We start from the raw sequence: 18,417 nt of genomic DNA on the forward strand, positions 1-18,417 counted from the left end.
ATAAACTGCTGTTAAGCCGTTTATTTGAAAATGGTGCTCGCTACTGGACTCGAACCAGTGACACCTTGCATGTCATGCAAGTACTCTAACCAACTGAGCTAAGCGAGCAAATTGTACTACTATAAACCGCTGTTAAGCCATTTATTTGAAAATGGTGCTCGCTACTGGACTCGAACCAGTGACACCTTGCATGTCATGCAAGTACTCTAACCAACTGAGCTAAGCGAGCAACGTCAGCATAATTACTGTTTAATCGTAATCAGCGAATGACAAGCATATTAGCGAGTCGCTCTAATCTAGGCAAGTGTTTAAAGAAAGTTTTTTAGGGAATTCAGTGCGTTTGCTTGCACAATAGCCAGTTTGGTTAATTTTGGTGATAGATAAATAGACGAATGTGATATTACGCACACTGTTAATAATAGATGCCACTAGAAAGTACTAGTGGCAATATGAGTTGGGGTTATTGCAGTAGCTCATGATTTTCTGGTAATAGACGAATAATCCACAATACCAGTTTGTGTTTCATGTTAACGCCGTCTTCTTTATCGACGGCTAATGGAGTGATTTGTTTACATTGTACTAATAAGCGATAAATACATTCAACGCGATCAGTTGAGCCTACACCGCGATCTAAATCATTAAATCCTTGTTTTTTTGCAAAGGCGAAACCGAGTTCTAATGCTTTCTTTAACAGTTTTGCTTCATTTTTATGTTTTTTCATTCTTATCTCCCTGAACCTCTACAATGTAGTGTAGTTTACCTATTATTAAAATGAACTAATAGTAGCAAAAATGATAATTGAGGTTGGCAGCAAGTTATTGAAGTCCAACCTTAAAATTACAGCGCTTGAATAATCGTTGCCAATAATTCACGTGCTCAATAGTTGCTTGTTGAAATTGATGTTGCAGTTCACCTTGAAAATAATAACGAGCATATACTGTCATCATGGATGATGGCTGAATGTGGTGTTTAGCTAGCGTTGTGTAGAGGCTAGCTAAATATGGTTGTAATTGTTGATACTGCGAATGTAATTTACTTAGATAGGGTTGAATATCTTTTGCGTAATATTTATAAAAAACATTACGTAAATATTGAGCTTGCTGTTGGTTGATATTTTTACCACAAATTACATCTTGCTCATGACGAATAAGTTGAGTTGTAACGGTATTAAGCCTGGCTGTGACTCTAGCTATAGAATAAAAAAGTTGGCCAAGATATTGAGTATTGTGAATTTGTTGTTGATGATAAAGCAGCAAATCAATATTGCTAGTGGTCAGTGTTGTAAGTGCATTAGATAAATTATGAGATGTTATTGTTGTCGTTAAAGTATCTAAATAATCAAATGCGGCTAAATTCTCGATATAGCCTCCAAATTGATGTTGTTCCAGCAATTGACGACCTAGCGTAAATTGCTGACGCCATTCCTGACCTGTAAATACCATATTCCATAATACTTGTGGTAATTGCTGTTGTTTTTGATAATAAATATCTTTTAGTTGAAGCCACAATGTATTGGTATTATTGAGAACTTTCAGGCAGTGATCGAGTTGTTTTAAAAACAGAAGTTCATAACGTAGTTGGCGAGTTTGATCCTGTACTTTTCCTAATACGGAATTGCGTTCAGCAATTAACTGAAATAAACCACACTGGCGTAGTTCATAAGCATTTAATAATCCCATTCGAATATCAGATATGGGTTGTTTTAGTAACCGTGTACCTGGGTAGATGGGTAAGCTAAGCGCTGGTGTTTCTGTGGGCTTTATATCCAACACATTAGCAAGCCGTTGTTGATAAGTGTCTAACAAAACTTCGGTAGTGTTTTTTTTGCAGCTAGTTAGTAGCAGTGAGCAAAAAAATACCAATAATAATATTTTCATCATAGCCCAAGTTTAGTGGCAATGATTTAAGCATATGTAAGCTTGCAATTTTAGACAAAAAAAAGCGATCCGAAGATCGCTTTTTTAAGTCTGGGACTATTTACTGTTAGCGTAATGACATCTCAATTTGGTGTTTGGCATCAAGTTTATGCACCCAGCGCATACGCATGCCGAGCATTATTGCCGCAGACGTTAAGCCGATAATAAATCCAATCCAAAAGCCCTCCGGACCCATAGGTTTAACTATCCAATCAGTCATTCCTAAAATATAACCAATAGGTAATCCTAGTAACCAATAGGCAATAAAGGTGCAGAAGAAAATTGCTCGCATATCTTTATAGCCACGTAGTGCGCCTGCCGCAACAACTTGTACTGCATCACTGCATTGGTAAATTGCTGCTAATAACAGTAATTGACCTGCAAACATAATAACTTCAGGGTTATCAGTGTACAGTAATGCTATTTGTTCACGGAAAATGACCGTTAAAATTGCAGTACAAAATGCTAATGATGTACCTACAATTAATCCGCAATGACTCGCAATTTTAGCGCCAATAATGTCTTCTTGTCCCATTTTATGGCCGACACGGATACTAACCGCTGCGGCTAAACTCATCGGTAACATATAGACTAAGGATGAGAAGTTCATTGCAATTTGGTGTGACGCAACCTTCATTGGCCCTAGTGGTGAGATCAATAATGCAATAACCGCAAACAGAGAAACTTCAAAAAATAATGAGGCGGCAACAGGAAAGCCTAATTTGAACAAGCGACTAATCGCGGCAAATTTAGGCGGATAAATCACGCTAAAAACATTAAGACTGTTAAGACGCTTATTAATTAAGACGAATGCAAGCATGGCAAAGAACATAAACCAATACACGATAGCTGTTGCGATACCACAACCCACCCCACCGAGTGCTGGCATACCAAACTCACCGTAAACAAAAATCCAGTTAAGAGGGATATTGAGTAATAAACCTAAAAATCCAATCACCATGCCAGGAATGGTAAACGATAAACCTTCAGAGAAACTTTTTAGAGTTTGGAAAAATAAAAATGCAGGTACAGCAAATAATACCGCATGTAAATAACCGACCGTTTTTTCTGCTAATACTGGCTCGACATTCATGTAATGGATCAAAATTCCAGCGTTGTAAAGAATCAACATGGTTGGAATTGAAATCAGTACGGCGAGAATAAAAGCGGTCTGAATTTCAAACGGTATTTTGTCCTTTTTACCGGAACCACTCAGTTGTGCTACGATAGGAACAATAGCCATTAACAAGCCGACCCCAAATAAAATTGAGGGTAGCCAAATACTTGCAGCAACAGCAACGGCCGCCATATCTGTCGCACTTACACCACCAGCCATAACTGTATCAACAAATCCCATCGATGTTTGGGCGACTGAAGCAATTAAGACGGGTATAGCAAGTTTTAACAGTTGCGCTGTTTCTTTTCTGTAATTTTGCACTCAGCATGGCTCCAAAAATGAGAAAATAAAAAGGGGGGGAGACTTAATAGTCGTTAATTACTATTTAATGCGCCCTAAATGGGCTGGATTATATAAATAAAACTAACAAAGCCAAGTACTATTTAACACTTTATGCATATAAAAACAAACGGCCTCGATAGGTGATAATCGAGACCGTTAGCTTAAGTTGACAGTTATTATATTTGATTAGACGGTAAAGAAATGATGCCCAAAGAAACCTATCGCAATAAAGGTACTTGCAGCACTAAAAATACATAACATTGGGGTCTTAATATTAGGGTAACGTTCGACAAGCAAAGCTAATCCAAGAAAAGTTGGATAAAGGCCAAATGCGTAACGCGGCATCGCATTAAGGCTTGAAGAAAGAGGCAATATTAAGCAAATAAACATAAATAACGCTTCGGCATAATACTTACGCACGACTAAGTAGATATTAAGTGCAAAAGCAAGCAATGCCATGATCGTGAGGTATAATTTAGGACCACCAGTCTCAAAACCAAATTTTAGCCAATGGAATGGATTGGTAAGTTGACGCCCCCAAGCGATTTGAATATGTCCAAACGCAAGTGCATCTCCAACATGGAAATACATATAAGTCATAAAGCCAAAAAAGCCAATAGGGATCACCCAAATAGCCGCTAAGACTTTCAGTGCCGGTGTCTTAAAGCGTAAAAAGCTTTGAATACCATAATGCTGAATAGCAATGATTAATACTGGAAATACTAAAAATACCCCTAGGTTGCGGGTTACTGCTGCTAACATGCCTAAAACTGCGACCAAAAACCATTGTTGACGGTAGCTAAATAAAAACACGCCAGCGACTAATGCAATGAATAATGGTTCGGTATAACCCGCAGATGAGTAAACGGTATAAGGCGAAAAACATAATGCCCAAATCATGGTATAGCGTGTTGTGTCACTTATTTTTAGCTGTTTTAGTACCATTAATACCATTGGGATACTAAATAAAAACGCGAGGTTAGAAGCAAATGCTAGGCCAAAGCGATAGTTATTTATTGGGTTCTCAAAGGTTGTTAAATGGGAGAATATCCAGCCAAGAAATGGTTGTAATGGCATAAATGCCCAATTTGCCGCATTTTTTTGTCCAAGCCATTGAGGGACAAGATCATAGCCGTTATCAATAATGCGATAGAACCATACACAGTCAAAACGACACACGGTTTGTAGTAATGGTTGTTCTGCATAATGCCCTGTCATGAACATGCTAACACCCCAAAGGCCAAGGGCATAGATGACAATACGGCTAACAATGACAGCAAAGATTAAGTTTAACCAATCTTTACGAGTCAGACGAATATCAGTAAGAGATAAGGGATTCATTTAAAGACCCAGAATTTCGATAAAATAAAAGTAATGATTGGTACACACAAGGTTGAAATAGTCACCGCGATCCAACCTTTAACATGCGCTGTTTGTAATAATGTCACTAAGATGATGTTATTAATTAAAAAGCCAAACAGAGAGACTGCTAAGAATTTAAAAAATGAGCCTTTTTGCGCAAAAGTAAAATGACGATGGCCAAAGTACGACACCAAAAATGCGACAGTAAATCCTAGAATATTAGCAATATACTCTGATGGATGTGCAATCTGAAAAAAGTACAGTCGTACGACAGACAGGTGCACCGCTGTTGCTAATAATCCCACAATGGCAAAGCGATTAAGTTGCCAAAAATGCTTAAGAAAAGAATCACTCATAATTATTGTTAGACTTGTTTAACGTTGTTGGTGTGAGGTGTTGATTGTTTTTATAGTTGCCATATACATCTTCAACTAAATAGATTGGTCGGTGTTTGAGTTCTGTATAAATGCGACTGACATAACCACCAATAACACCTAAAGAAATCAATTGGATACCGCCTAAAAAAAGCACTACTGAAATAGTAGAGGCATAACCTGGCGTATGGACACCAAAACATAAGGCACTAATAACGATATACATTAAAAAGATGAAAGATAAAAAGGAGATACCAAAACCGACAAAACCCCAAACACGTAATGGCCAAGCAGTAAAGCTTGTGATGCCATCCATCGCGAAGTTCCACAGTTTCCAATAATTAAATTTGGTGTCACCAACAAGACGTTCAGGACGCTGGAAATTGACCCCAATCGCGCGTAATGATGACCAAGCAAGTAAACCTTTCATAAAACGATTACGCTCAGGTAATTGCTTAACGGTTTCAATTACGCAGCGATTAATTAATCTAAAATCGCCTGCATTTTCAGGTAATGTGGTTTCTGCTGATAAAAAGTTGAAGAAACGGTAAAAACCACCAGCAGTTAATCGTTTGGTATAAGTATCTTGTGAGCGATCCACACGTACACCATAAATAGTGTCATAGTTGCCAGTTAACCATAGCTCGACAAATTCAAGGATCACTTCGGGTGGATCTTGTAAATCGACGTCCATGATAACGGCAGCATCACCTTGGACGTAATCTAAGCCTGCGGTCATTGCTGCTTCTTTACCAAAGTTACGGGCAAAGTTTATTAATGAGATAGTTGGATCTTGTTCTATCATTTTATCAATAACGCGCTGAGTATTGTCTTTACTACCGTCATTAATGAATACAATGTCTATATGTGAACGAATGCTACTCAGTTTATCATTGATAGCATCTAAGAAGGGCTCAATAGCAACTTCTTCATTGTAGACTGGCACAATAAGCGATAAACGATAATCAAGCGGGTTTGGTTTATGATTCATTTTACGTTCCCAGTGTTTTGATTAAGATGGCCAGTATTATGTGGCATAGGTAAGGTATCTACATTCGTTGGTGTTAGGCTAATAGTAGTAACTTGCAATGGTGTTGGTGTTGTTAATATAAATGTTTGTAATTGCTGTGACGCTGATAAAAATTGTTGTTTTGGCAATTGAGCAACAAGCGTTTTTCCCTGTGCTTGTGGCAATAACGTACCTTGATGATGATTAAAGGTAAATGACAGAGGCTTTATCTGCTGCTGTGCTTTTGCTAAGGTAAATGTAATTTTGATATTTGCTGCTGGCGCAGTAGGTAGCGTAAAGTATAAGCCACCTTGTTGGGTTAATTCACGCATATTGTTACTGGTATCAAAACTCCAACCCGCGCGGGATAAATTAGGGACATTATCAGTGACCTTTAATTTAATGGGTAATTTTAATGTCAGATTTGGCTGTTTTGGTTGCCAATATAATGTTTGATTTTTAATATAATAAGCCTTGTAGGCAAGGCTTACATTAGGTGTTATTGCTTTGTAAAGCACCCAAATATAGTAACCTGATAACACCACTAGTAAGGCAATAAGCAAAACACGTAAAACAGGTTGTTTTTGTTGTTGCTGTAGCGATAGTGTAACGGTAGATGAGACATCAGCGGCCATAGTGTACCTTATATACGTGTTATTTGTTGGCTAGGTATAGAAATAGAAAAAGCTAGTCAAAATAGGCTAACTTTTATTGTTATACAATTAATACGCTCATCGTGTTTTAAAGTGTCACTTTAATGTCAAAAAGTTATTTTTGACAACTGTAGCTGATAATATGGTTACTTTATTGAACATATGAGCATTTTTTTGATCAACATTGTTTGATAAACCAACACCTTAATCATAGATTAAATTATCGAATAGACATAAAGGATAGATATGTTTACTGGAATTATACAAGGTATAGCACAAGTCGTTACCATTGATAAAAAACAGAATTTTCAAACCCATATTATTCGTTTACCGAGAGATATGATGCAAGGATTATCCTTGGGTGCATCAGTGGCGCATAATGGCTGTTGTTTGACGGTTACTGGTTTTGACGATCAATTAGTCTCATTCGATTTAATGCAAGAAACATTGAATGTAACTAACTTAGGTCTGCTCAATGTTGGGGATTATGTTAACGTTGAACGCGCTGCTCGATTTGGCGATGAGATTGGCGGGCATGCTATGTCGGGTCATATTATGGCGACTGCCATGGTGTCGGCCGTGAATATTTCTGAAAATAATCATCAAATATGGTTTTCAGTACCGCCTCAGTTGATAAAATATATTTTTGCAAAAGGGTATATTGGTATTGATGGTATTAGCTTAACGATTGCTGAAGTGGGAGATGGTTGTTTTAGTGTAAGTTTAATTCCTGAAACATTACAACGAACGAATCTTAAAAATCGCATCATTAATGACGTTATTAATATTGAAATTGATCCGCAAACACAAGCTATTGTTGATACTGTTGAACGTATGATGGCAAATAAATAATAATGTTAAAATATTTGCTCATCATCAGCATCGACAAACAAATTAATGGTTTTATGTAATTCATCAACTTCCATTGTTAAATGGATTGGATTACAACAGATAGAACAGTCATCATAAAACTCTTGACTGCCAGCACTTGCATCAAGGGGGATTCTAATAATATGGCCACAATGTGGGCAGCTGACGCTTTGATTTGAATATTTGTGCATGACGTATCCTTAATTTATAGCTGAATACATAGCTTGATGAATTATAGTTGTATGACTTTATATTGATCCTAGTTGCTAGTTATCTATTTTACCACTAATAAAGAACGACCAACACTTCGAGGTTAAAGTGTTGGTGTGACAGGCGGTTAATAAAAGAGGGAACGTTATTCTTCCCATAGCATAAGTTTGGCAATAATATGTTGTGCCTGTCCCATATATTCACCGCCGAAAAGATTACAGTGGTTAAGAATATGATAAAGGTTATAAAGATCTTTACGATCTTGGTAGCCCTCATCTAAAGGGTAGACTGACTGATAGCCCTGATAGAAACTTGCAGGAAAACCGCCAAATAATTCAGTCATTGCGACATCACATTCACGATCACCCCAGTAAGTGGCTGGATCAAAAATGATTGGTCCAGATACAGTTAATGCAGTATTGCCATGCCATAAGTCACCATGGAGTAAGGAGGGCTTGGGTTGATGATTACTTAAACGTTGAGCAACATTTGCAGTTATCGTATCAATATCACCAAAATGAAGTCCTTTCTCTTCGCAAAGTTGTAATTGCCATTCAATCCGCTGTTCAGAAAAAAATTTATACCAGCGACGACGCCATTTATTGGGTTGAGGTGTTAGACCAATATAGTTATCAAAATCGAAGCCGTATTCAACTTGCTCACCCCATAAATGAAGTTGTGCTAATTGTTGGCCGAGTTTATAACCTGCGTCATCGTCAATGGTCTTGGTGGGAAGATAGTTTAGAATAAGGAAAGATTTGTCACGACAAGTGCCAAGATGGAAGTGTTGCGGGACTTGGACACAATTAGCTTCGTTGAGAATACGTAAACTTTCGGCTTCAGTTTCAAAAACGGCGAGTTGATTTCTGTCATTAAGTTTAATGAAAAAACGTTGTTCGCCATCACTAACACAATAGCATTGGTTTACATCACCACCTTGAATCTCTTCACGTTCATTTATCTTGAACTGTCGACCAAGTACTTCCGACAATTGGTGAGAAATAGCCTGCCACATAGCATCCTCCACGCATTAAATTGGACTAGATAAAACTTGTCTATCAACATCTTAGTTCATTTCATTTATATATATCTGTGAAGTCGAAGCTATTTTAAGTATTTTGTCATGCTTATTCTTTGTAATATGTTGAAAGTAAAGATAATAATATTTATAGAATTAAAAATGGAATATTATTAATACTCCTTAAATATTTATTTTTCTTTGCTATTGTTCGTTTACTTTTAAATATTTGCGGTTACTCTAGGCCGAAAATTTATTTGGTAATAAAGGACACCTTAATGACTACTAATGCAATTCCTACGGAAATGACTTTTTTTGCGCGTTTTGAAAGCGATATCTTGTCGGGTAAAAAAACGATAACTATTCGTGATGAATCTGAAAGTCATTATGTACCAGGTACAACTGTTGATGTTTCAACTTATGAAGACGGACGCTGGTTTTGTCGTTTAGAAATTTTGACTGTTGAACCAATAGCATTTAGTGATTTGAATGATTTTCATGCACAACAGGAAAATATGACACTAGCGGAGCTTAAGGGTGTTATTCACGATATCTATCCTGGTATCGAGAAATTGTACGTAGTGAATTACGCCTTAGTGAATTAGTAGTATAAAAATTTAGGGTGATCCTTTGCAATATCTTGTTACCGTTTGTATAGTGTCACCCTATTTTTGCCTTAACGTGTTGCTCTGTATTGCGGCACCAAAGTAAAAATATTTTATTCATAAAAGCTTCTCTAAAAGCTTTATTAACTCAACATGTGCTACTTGGTGTGTGGCACCACTGTTTAAGGATATTTAAATGCCTGTTATTACTCTTCCTGATGGTAGTCAACGTCAATTCGATGACGCTGTATCAACAATGGACGTTGCACTTTCAATCGGTCCTGGTCTTGCAAAAGCAACCATCGCAGGGCGTGTTGATGGTGTTCGTGTTGACGCTTGTGATCTTATTGAAAATGATGCAAGTCTAGAAATCATCACAGCAAAAGATGATGTTGATGGTCTTGAAATTGTTCGTCACTCATGTGCACACTTGCTAGGTCATGCAATTAAGCAATTGTACCCTGAAGCAAAAATGGCGATCGGTCCTACGATTGACAACGGTTTCTACTACGATATCGATCTAGAGCAATCATTAACGCAAGAAGATCTTGAAGTTATTGAAAAGCGCATGCTTGAACTAGCGAAAACTAAGTATCAAGTTGTGAAGAAAAACGTAAGCTGGCAAGAAGCGCGTGATGCGTTTGATGCACGTGGCGAAACGTACAAGATCGAAATCCTAGATGAAAACGTTGCTCGTGACGATCGTCCAGGTCTATACCATCATGAAGAATACATTGACATGTGTCGTGGTCCACACGTACCACACATGGGTTTCTGTCAGAACTTTAAGCTATTAAGCGTTGCTGGTGCATACTGGCGTGGTAATAGCGATAATAAGATGCTGCAACGTATTTACGGTACTGCATTCCACGATAAGAAAGCACTGAAAGCGCACTTAACGCGTTTAGAAGAAGCTGCAAAGCGTGACCACCGTAAAATCGGTAAGCAACTTGATCTGTTCCACATGCAGCAAGAAGCTCCAGGTATGGTATTCTGGCATCATAACGGTTGGACTATCTTCCGTGAGCTAGAAGTATTTGTTCGTGAAAAGCTAAACGAATACGATTACCAAGAAGTAAAAGGCCCATTAATGATGGACCGTGTGCTTTGGGAACGTTCTGGTCACTGGGATAAGTACGCTGAAGCGATGTTCACTACAAGTTCTGAGAACCGTGAATACGCTATCAAGCCAATGAACTGTCCTGGTCACGTACAGATCTTTAACCAAGGCCTTAAGTCATACCGCGATTTACCATTACGTATGGCTGAGTTTGGTTCTTGTCACCGTAATGAGCCTTCAGGTTCACTTCATGGTATTATGCGTGTTCGTGGTTTCACCCAAGATGATGCGCATATTTTTTGTACAGAAGCACAAGTACAACAAGAAGTTACATCTTGCATCGAAATGGTGTATGATACATACAAGACATTTGGTTTTGATAACATTGTTGTTAAATTATCGACTCGCCCTGAAAAGCGTGTTGGTTCTGATGCAATGTGGGACAAAGCTGAAGCCGATTTAGTTACCGCGCTTGAGTCAATGGATATTCCATTTGATATTCAAGAAGGTGAGGGTGCATTCTACGGTCCTAAGATCGAGTTTACACTTCACGATTGCCTTGATCGCGCATGGCAGTGTGGTACTGTTCAGCTTGACTTCGCATTACCTGAGCGTTTAGGCGCTACATATGTAGGTGAAGACAACGAACGCCATACACCGGTTATGATTCACCGTGCAATTCTTGGTTCACTAGAGCGCTTCATCGGTATTCTTATCGAAGATTACGCAGGCTTCTTCCCAACGTGGTTGGCGCCTCAGCAAGCTGTAGTGATGAATATTACTGACTCTCAAGCAGAATATGTGCAAGAAATTGTAGAAAAATTGAAAAAAAGTGGAATTAGAGTCAATGCGGACTTGAGAAATGAGAAGATTGGCTTTAAAATCCGCGAACATACTTTGAAGCGAGTGCCTTTCATGCTCGTTTGCGGAGACAAAGAAGTCGAAGCAGGCGTAGTAGCAGTTCGTACTCGCAAGGGTAAAGATTTGGGTAAATTTAAGATTGATGAATTAATTGCATTTATGCAAGAAGAAATCAGCAATCGTAAGCTCAATGTTGTGGAGGAATAAGGTATTAAAGGCGGAAAAAGAACCCAAGCACCAGTTAAGCAAAACGCGCATCGTCTGAATGAAGAAATTCGTGGCGTACGTGAAGTTCGTCTAACTGGCCTTGACGGCGAATCAGTCGGTGTTGTTTCTATTGAAGAAGCAATGAATGTTGCTCTTGATGCTGGTGTGGATCTAGTTGAAATTAGCCCTAATGCCGAGCCACCAGTCTGTCGTGTGATGGACTATGGTAAGTACTTGTTCGAAAAGAGCAAGGCTGCTAAAGAGCAAAAGAAGAATCAAAAACAAATCCAGATCAAGGAAGTTAAATTCCGACCTGGTACAGACGAAGGCGATTATCAGGTAAAACTACGCAACCTGACTCGCTTTTTAGAAGAGGGCAACAAGGGTAAAGTCACACTACGTTTCCGTGGTCGTGAAATGGCCCACCAAGGCATTGGTATTGAGCTTCTTAATCGTATTAAGGCAGAACTTGAAGAGATCGCGGTCTGTGAAAGTTTCCCTAATCGTGTAGAAGGTCGTCAAATGACCATGATGCTTGCCCCAAAGAAGAAGTAATAACGGCATTCAAGTAGCTAAAAAGCGCTGCTTTTAAGTAGCGCTTTTTGTTCGCCCTATTACTATGATTATTAACTATCAACAATGCGGAGTTATCATCTCATGCCAAAGATGAAAACAAATCGTGGCGCAGCTAAGCGCTTCAAAAAAACAGCTGGTGGCTTTAAGTTTAAGCACGCTACTAAGCGTCACATCCTGACTAAACGTACTACTAAGAACAAACGTCAGCTTCGTCCAAATGCAATCCTTCCTAAGTGTGAAGTGGCTGCAGTTGCTCGTATGCTTCCGTTCGCTTAATCGTTTTTAGTTTTATATTTTTTTAATTTTAGTTAGGAGTCTCCTATGCCTCGCGTAAAACGTGGTGTACAAGCGCGTGCACGTCACAAGAAAGTTCTTAAACAAGCTAAAGGTTACTACGGAGCACGTTCACGTGTTTACCGCGTAGCTTTCCAAGCTGTTACTAAAGCTGGTCAATATGCTTACCGTGACCGTCGTCAGAAGAAACGTACTTTCCGTCAACTTTGGATTGCTCGTATCAACGCTGCTGCACGTCAAAATGGTATGTCTTACAGCCGTCTAATCAACGGTCTGAAGAAAGCATCTATCGAAATCGATCGTAAGATCCTTTCTGATATTGCTGTATTCGACAAAGCTACTTTCACTGTTCTTGTGGAAAAGGCAAAAGCTGCACTGTAATTTCAGTCTAGTTTTAAGTTGAAAAGGAGAGCCTCGGCTCTCCTTTTTTCGTTTAAAGCGGTAGATAAGTTATTACTAGTTGATATTGTTTCGCACCTCGCACCTCGCACCTCGCACCTCGCACCTCGCACCTCGCATTATGGTAGTTCTAATTGTAGTGATACTTTATTTGAGATCACTAATAATGCTGCTTCCGTTTTTAGTTGCTGATAGCTATTACCGTGTCCTTGTTGTTGATATTGTTTTAGCCAGTGGTAAGCGGTTTGCTTTAACTGTTGGTATTGTTTTAGCTGCCGTTGTTGTTGGTGGACTTTTTGGGTTAATTGCTTGAGTGTTAGCGCATGCTGTTGCTGTTTTCTAATCAAAGTAATGTATTGGGGAGGGCTAGTGGATGAGGCTGCTAGTAAGTGCTGGAGCTGAGATTGATATAAACGCTGAGTAGATTGGTGGGCTGATATCGAGATATGTTTTGGTAATATTGTGCTGGGAGTGCACGATTAGTCGGTTTAATGAAACGAGTTGTGTTACCAACTCGTTGATTACCATTATCGTGTTCATTGTTATTGATTACTCGTCAAATTCATTTAATAACTTAGCTGTTTTTGCTTGTTCTATTTTATTCATTAATTGATTTGACTCAGTATTATCTCTAATTGCTTTACTTAAAGTAATAGTCGCACTGACTAAAAAAAGGCTGCAAATACTGTAATAACCTTTTACGATTAGATCGCCTGGTAATTTTATAATACTGATAATCATTGCTATAGCGGCAATGATAAAAGTTGCTTTAGCGTAGTTTAACCAATAGTTATCTTGCTTTCTCATATTAATCTCCGGTGTAAATTAATTACGTAAAGAGTGTTTTATAAACACATTTAAAACAGTGTTCAATTATACTAATCGATAAAATCAAACAATGCAACACTGTTTTTTATTCTTTGTTTGGAGGAGAATATTTTTAGGAGAGGGAGTATAGAAGGCGTTGAGATGATTAAAAGCCAGTAATATATCGATAAACGATAATTACTGGCTTTAAAATAAGATTCAGTAGCTAATGCTTATGCGCGAGCGTAACGCTGATTACGTTTTTTGTTTGCTGTTGCTAGAGTTTTAAGTAAAAACGCTAGGAAACCAACAAATAATGCGTTGAAACCCATAAAGAAGACAAGATTAATGAAATTGAAACCCTCTTCTGGAGCAATTGGCATTGCTGATGCCAGGCCATAATTACCAAGCAGCAATAGAGCAGTACAAAGAATCGCAGCGATAGTAGAAATTTTTGAGAGAGCAGCAAGATCTTTAGTATTCATAATATGGTTCCTAACATTGACATTGATCATAATTTACACTGAAAAATGTAATTTTGAAACCAATTTGATAAAAAAAGATCGTACTTATCACAGCATTATTACATATAAAACGCCTCAATAATTGGCATATAACGTTTAGAGGCGCTTGTATAAGCATTTATGTTAGTTAATTAATTAATATTAACAATTAGTTATGAGCAAGGTATTGCTTCATTTGTCGTTGTGACTGTTTTGCTCTCCAAAGAAGACAGCCAAGAAACCCAACAAACATACAATTAAAAACTACGTAGAAAATGATATGGATGTAATCAATATGGGTTTGATTACTGGTCATATCTTTAACTTCAATCGGCATGTTAGAAAGTAAGCCATAATTACCAAGCACAACAAGGCCTAAACAAAGTAAAGATGCGATAAGGCTCATTTTGATTAAAGCCGAAAAGTTTTGGGTGTTCATGATGATTATTCCAAAGTAAATACCGCTGAAATTTACTTTTTTCATCTCATTTTAGGAAGAGAGAAAAATGGAATATAGGTGTGCGAAATCTGTTTTATAGCCTTATGTCGCTGGACGTTAGTGTACTGAAAAAGCACAAATTCAGATTTTAACGGCAAAAGACGTTTTTTTTTCGTCCAAACTTACTGTTTTATTACGATTCAATTTGGTTTTAGACGCTGCTTTCTTTAGTATGTATCGTTACGCGATTTTATATCTCCCTTAAGGACGCCACCTGTGGGTGGATGAGGATACGATGCAACATCTAGACGAGATTATTGCCAACGCAACGGCAGCTATTGGGCAGGCTGATTCATCAGTTGCTCTGGACGAAGTCCGAGTTCAATTTCTAGGCAAGAAGGGTCATTTAACTCTTCAATTACAAGCCCTAGGTAAATTACCACCAGAAGAGCGTCGCACTGCTGGTCAAGAGATTAATAAAGCGAAGCAAGTAGTACAAACATTACTTGTTGAGCGTAAAGACGGCCTACAACGAGCAGAGCTTGAAGCTAAGCTTGCTGCTGAGACTGTTGATGTTTCTTTGCCTGGCCGCCGTATTGAAAATGGTGGCCTTCACCCAGTGACGCGTACCATTGAGCGTATTGAAAGTTTCTTTGGTGAGCTTGGTTTCACAACTGAAGCCGGTCCTGAAATCGAAGATGCTTTCCACAACTTCGATGCATTGAATATTGCCGAAGATCATCCGGCACGTACCGATCACGATACGTTCTTCTTTAACCCAGATCTGATGCTACGTACGCATACTTCTGGTGTTCAGATCCGTACTATGGAAAATGGTCACCCGCCATTCCGCTTTATTGCGCCTGGCCGTGTATACCGTAATGATTACGATCAAACTCACACACCAATGTTCCACCAAGTGGAAGGTATGTTAGTTGACGAAAATGTAAACTTTGCTCAGCTAAAAGGTATTCTTCACGATTTCCTTTGTAATTTCTTTGAAGAAGAAGTTGAAGTACGTTTCCGTCCTTCTTTCTTCCCGTTCACAGAGCCTTCTGCTGAAGTTGACGTGAAAGGTAAGAATGGTAAGTGGTTAGAAGTACTAGGCTGCGGCATGGTACACCCTAATGTTCTACGTTCAGTTAACATCGATCCTGAGAAATACTCAGGCTTTGCATTTGGTATGGGCGTTGAGCGTCTAACTATGCTTCGTTACGGCGTTAACGATTTACGTGCGTTCTTTGAGAACGACTTACGTTTCCTAAAACAGTTCAAGTAAGCACTAGGGGCTAGAAATCTATGAAATTCTCTGAATCTTGGCTACGCGAGTGGGTTAATCCTGCAGTAAACAGCGAAGAGCTAGCTCACCAAATCACAATGGCTGGTTTGGAAGTTGACGGTATTGAAGCAGTTGCTGGTGAATTCACTGGCGTTAAAGTTGGTCAAGTTGTTGAGTGTGCTCAACACCCTGATGCTGATAAACTACGTGTAACAAAAGTAGATGTTGGTGCTGAAGAGTTACTAGACATCGTTTGTGGTGCGTCTAACTGTCGTCAAGGTCTCAAGGTTGCTGTTGCAACTGTTGGTGCTGTTCTGCCTGGTGATTTTAAAATCAAGAAGGCAAAACTACGCGGTCAACCGTCTCACGGTATGCTTTGTTCTTTCACTGAACTAGGTATTGATGTTGAGTCTGACGGTATTATGGAATTAGCTGCGGATGCAGTACTGGGTACTGATTTCCGTGAATTCCTTGGTCTTGATGATGTGACTATCGATGTTGACCTAACAGCGAACCGCGCTGACTGTTTAAGCATTGCCGGTCTTGCTCGTGAAGTTGGTGTTCTTAACCGTACTGAAGTGACTGAACCTCAGTTTGATATTGTTGCGCCAACAGCGGCTGATACAATTTCAATTGATGTTAAAGCACCGGTAGCATGTCCACGTTACCTTGGCCGTATCGTTCGCAATGTGAACGTACAAGCTGAGACGCCATTGTGGATGCAAGAAAAGCTACGTCGTTGTGGTACGCGCTCAATTGATCCTATCGTTGACATTACTAACTACGTATTGCTTGAAATGGGTCAACCAATGCACGCATTTGATCTGGCTAAGATCGATGGCGGTATTGTTGTTCGCATGGCAGAGCAGGATGAAAAGCTGACGCTTCTTGATGGTAGCGAAGCTAAATTAAACAGCAATACACTAGTGATTGCAGATGACACTCAAGCCCTTGCAATTGCAGGTATCTTTGGTGGTCAATTCTCTGGTGTTAGCACTGAAACGAAAGATATTTTGCTTGAGTGTGCATTTTTTGCACCTGATGCGATTCGTGGTCGTGCTCGTAGCTATGGTCTACATACTGATTCTTCACACCGCTTTGAGCGTGGTGTTGATGCAACGCTACAAATGAAAGCAATGGAACGTGCAACAGCACTTATCGTTGAAATTTGTGGTGGTGAAGTAGCACCAATCGTTGAAGCTGAATCAGAAGCTGATTTACCCAAAGCCGCAACGATTGAATTACGTCGTATTAAATTAGATCGTCTATTAGGTCATGCTATTGCTTCAGAAGAAGTAGTAGAGATCCTAACACGTCTAGGTTGTGATGTTGAAACAACAGATGCTGGCTGGAAAGCAACAGCACCTGCATGGCGTTTCGATATGGCAATTGAAGAAGATTTAGTAGAAGAAGTGGGCCGTATTTTCGGTTACAACAACATTCCTAATCAATCACCAGTTGCCGCACTGAGCATGAACCTACACAAAGAAGCGAATTTACCGCTGAAACGTGTACGTGATTTGCTAGTCGGTCGTGGTTTCCAAGAAGCAATTACTTACAGTTTCGTTGAGCCTGAGCAGCAAAAACTGATCGTGCCTGAAATTGAACCATTGATTCTGCCATTCCCAATTTCTGCGGATATGTCAGCAATGCGTTTGAGCCTATGGACTGGCCTACTAAATACAGTAGTGTTCAACCAAAAGCGTCAGCAACCACGTGTACGTTTATTTGAAGCTGGTTTACGTTTTGTACCTGAGCAATCAGCGGAAAACGGCATGCGTCAAGAAATGATGCTTGCTGGTGTAATTGCGGGTAACCGTAGTGATGAGCATTGGGATATTGAAACTAACACTGTTGATTTCTTTGATCTTAAAGGTGATTTAGAAGCCGTTCTTGAGCTAACAGCAAAAGATGCTTATAGCTTTAAAGCAGCTAAACACCCAGCACTTCACCCTGGTCAATCAGCAGCAATCGTTGTTGATGGCAAAGAAATTGGTTTCATTGGTACCGTACACCCTGAGCTAGAGCGTAAGTTTGGCTTAAACGGTCGTACGATTGTATTTGAAATCGAGTGGGCAGCAATTAATACTCGTATGCTTCCTGAAGCTGTCGCTATTTCTAAATTCCCTGCAAACCGTCGTGATATTGCGGTTGTAGTGAGTGAAGATATTGCAGCTGGTGATGTTGTGGCTGCTTGTCGTGAAAACGGTGGTGAGCTCTTAAAAGCAGTTAATCTGTTTGATGTTTACACTGGTAAAGGTGTAGATGACGGTCAGAAGAGTCTTGCGATTGCGCTAACATTGCAATCAACTGAGCGTACATTAGAAGAAGCTGATATTGCAGCAGCAGTAGAAAGTATTGTTAATGCATTAGCAGAAAAATTTGATGCGTCACTTCGTGACTAAAAAAACACCATAATCAAATTTAAGTCTTTGTTTTAGGAAAGCAGCCTCTAGAGGCTGCTTTTTTTTGATCTAGATCTAAAAAATAATAACAGCTTGATAAATAGTCATATT

Annotated in this window: 21 protein-coding genes and 2 tRNA genes; 8 read left to right on the forward strand and 15 right to left on the reverse strand. The window is 39.1% G+C overall.

The genetic code is table 11. The features are described 5' to 3' along the window. Positions 1–31: 31 nt before the first annotated feature. The 9 genes from C0W29_RS20840 to C0W29_RS20880 all read right to left on the reverse strand — a co-directional run bounded on the left by C0W29_RS20840 (position 32) and on the right by C0W29_RS20880 (position 6,755). A tRNA-Val gene (locus C0W29_RS20840) sits at positions 32–108 on the reverse strand. 44 nt (positions 109–152) lie between these two features. Then, positions 153–229 (reverse strand) — tRNA-Val (locus C0W29_RS20845). Between the two features lie 231 nt (positions 230–460). Continuing rightward, positions 461–721, reverse strand: a complete 261-nt coding sequence (locus tag C0W29_RS20850; protein ID WP_036795114.1) for a DUF5062 family protein — start codon at positions 719–721, stop codon at positions 461–463. 94 nt (positions 722–815) lie between these two features. Then, positions 816–1,880 (reverse strand): DUF3080 domain-containing protein, encoded by a 1,065-nt coding sequence (locus tag C0W29_RS20855; RefSeq protein WP_052671550.1) that lies wholly within the window; start codon positions 1,878–1,880, stop codon positions 816–818. A 103-nt stretch (positions 1,881–1,983) separates the two neighbouring features. Next, entirely contained in the window at positions 1,984–3,354 is a 1,371-nt protein-coding gene (locus C0W29_RS20860; RefSeq protein WP_036795112.1) for an MATE family efflux transporter, read from the reverse strand. A 207-nt stretch (positions 3,355–3,561) separates the two neighbouring features. After that, entirely contained in the window at positions 3,562–4,716 is a 1,155-nt protein-coding gene (locus C0W29_RS20865; protein ID WP_045044411.1) for a membrane protein, read from the reverse strand. After that, positions 4,713–5,093 (reverse strand): GtrA family protein, encoded by a 381-nt coding sequence (locus C0W29_RS20870; protein ID WP_036795109.1) that lies wholly within the window; start codon positions 5,091–5,093, stop codon positions 4,713–4,715. Before C0W29_RS20870 ends, C0W29_RS20865 begins: the two co-directional genes overlap by 4 nt. Then, entirely contained in the window at positions 5,086–6,102 is a 1,017-nt protein-coding gene (locus tag C0W29_RS20875) for a glycosyltransferase family 2 protein (protein ID WP_045042705.1), read from the reverse strand. Before C0W29_RS20875 ends, C0W29_RS20870 begins: the two co-directional genes overlap by 8 nt. Continuing rightward, complete coding sequence (locus tag C0W29_RS20880) at positions 6,099–6,755, reverse strand: hypothetical protein (RefSeq protein ID WP_052671551.1); 657 nt, start codon at positions 6,753–6,755, stop codon at positions 6,099–6,101. Before C0W29_RS20880 ends, C0W29_RS20875 begins: the two co-directional genes overlap by 4 nt. 264 nt (positions 6,756–7,019) lie before the next feature. On the opposite strand from C0W29_RS20880, the gene C0W29_RS20885 reads away from it, so the two are divergent. Next, entirely contained in the window at positions 7,020–7,625 is a 606-nt protein-coding gene (locus C0W29_RS20885) for a riboflavin synthase (protein WP_045044412.1), read from the forward strand. 5 nt (positions 7,626–7,630) lie between these two features. Here C0W29_RS20885 and C0W29_RS20890 read toward each other — a convergent pair whose 3' ends face one another. After that, the gene (locus C0W29_RS20890; RefSeq protein WP_036795107.1) at positions 7,631–7,834 is read right to left on the reverse strand and encodes a CPXCG motif-containing cysteine-rich protein; all 204 of its coding nucleotides are present in this window, start codon (positions 7,832–7,834) and stop codon (positions 7,631–7,633) included. A gap of 164 nt (positions 7,835–7,998) precedes the next feature. Beyond that, positions 7,999–8,868: a fructosamine kinase family protein gene (locus C0W29_RS20895; protein ID WP_045042707.1), complete on the reverse strand. Its 870-nt coding sequence runs from the start codon at positions 8,866–8,868 to the stop codon at positions 7,999–8,001. A 281-nt stretch (positions 8,869–9,149) separates the two neighbouring features. On the opposite strand from C0W29_RS20895, the gene yqfB reads away from it, so the two are divergent. From yqfB to rplT, 5 genes are all read left to right on the forward strand, one after another. Then, on the forward strand, positions 9,150–9,476 hold the full coding sequence (gene yqfB / locus C0W29_RS20900) for a N(4)-acetylcytidine aminohydrolase (protein ID WP_045044413.1): 327 nt from the start codon (positions 9,150–9,152) through the stop codon (positions 9,474–9,476). A 196-nt stretch (positions 9,477–9,672) separates the two neighbouring features. Next, the gene (gene thrS, locus C0W29_RS20905; protein WP_045042709.1) at positions 9,673–11,604 is read left to right on the forward strand and encodes a threonine--tRNA ligase; all 1,932 of its coding nucleotides are present in this window, start codon (positions 9,673–9,675) and stop codon (positions 11,602–11,604) included. A gap of 3 nt (positions 11,605–11,607) precedes the next feature. Next, positions 11,608–12,159 (forward strand): translation initiation factor IF-3, encoded by a 552-nt coding sequence (infC, locus tag C0W29_RS20910; protein WP_080888971.1) that lies wholly within the window; start codon positions 11,608–11,610, stop codon positions 12,157–12,159. A 102-nt stretch (positions 12,160–12,261) separates the two neighbouring features. Further along, entirely contained in the window at positions 12,262–12,456 is a 195-nt protein-coding gene (rpmI, locus tag C0W29_RS20915) for a 50S ribosomal protein L35 (protein ID WP_005367387.1), read from the forward strand. Between the two features lie 45 nt (positions 12,457–12,501). Beyond that, positions 12,502–12,855, forward strand: coding sequence for a 50S ribosomal protein L20 (rplT, locus tag C0W29_RS20920; RefSeq protein ID WP_036795101.1), 354 nt, complete (start codon positions 12,502–12,504; stop codon positions 12,853–12,855). 137 nt (positions 12,856–12,992) lie between these two features. On the opposite strand, the gene C0W29_RS21580 is transcribed toward rplT, so the two are convergent. The 4 genes from C0W29_RS21580 to C0W29_RS20935 form a co-directional block, all read right to left on the reverse strand. Beyond that, positions 12,993–13,220: a hypothetical protein gene (locus C0W29_RS21580; protein WP_146146384.1), complete on the reverse strand. Its 228-nt coding sequence runs from the start codon at positions 13,218–13,220 to the stop codon at positions 12,993–12,995. Between the two features lie 202 nt (positions 13,221–13,422). Further along, a complete protein-coding gene (locus tag C0W29_RS20925) occupies positions 13,423–13,680 on the reverse strand; it encodes a YiaA/YiaB family inner membrane protein (RefSeq protein WP_045042712.1) in 258 nt (85 codons plus the stop codon). A 233-nt stretch (positions 13,681–13,913) separates the two neighbouring features. Further along, the gene (locus C0W29_RS20930) at positions 13,914–14,165 is read right to left on the reverse strand and encodes a phenylalanyl-tRNA synthetase subunit alpha (protein ID WP_036795095.1); all 252 of its coding nucleotides are present in this window, start codon (positions 14,163–14,165) and stop codon (positions 13,914–13,916) included. Between the two features lie 187 nt (positions 14,166–14,352). After that, a complete protein-coding gene (locus tag C0W29_RS20935) occupies positions 14,353–14,622 on the reverse strand; it encodes a hypothetical protein (protein WP_045042713.1) in 270 nt (89 codons plus the stop codon). Positions 14,623–14,917: 295 nt separating this feature from the next. Between C0W29_RS20935 and pheS the strand changes: the two genes are divergently transcribed. Further along, a complete protein-coding gene (pheS, locus tag C0W29_RS20940; protein WP_036795092.1) occupies positions 14,918–15,901 on the forward strand; it encodes a phenylalanine--tRNA ligase subunit alpha in 984 nt (327 codons plus the stop codon). 20 nt (positions 15,902–15,921) lie between these two features. Then, complete coding sequence (gene pheT / locus C0W29_RS20945; protein ID WP_045044414.1) at positions 15,922–18,306, forward strand: phenylalanine--tRNA ligase subunit beta; 2,385 nt, start codon at positions 15,922–15,924, stop codon at positions 18,304–18,306. Positions 18,307–18,417: the final 111 nt, after the last annotated feature.

The sequence above is a fragment of the Photobacterium kishitanii genome (assembly GCF_003026355.1).
GTDB lineage: Bacteria > Pseudomonadota > Gammaproteobacteria > Enterobacterales > Vibrionaceae > Photobacterium > Photobacterium kishitanii.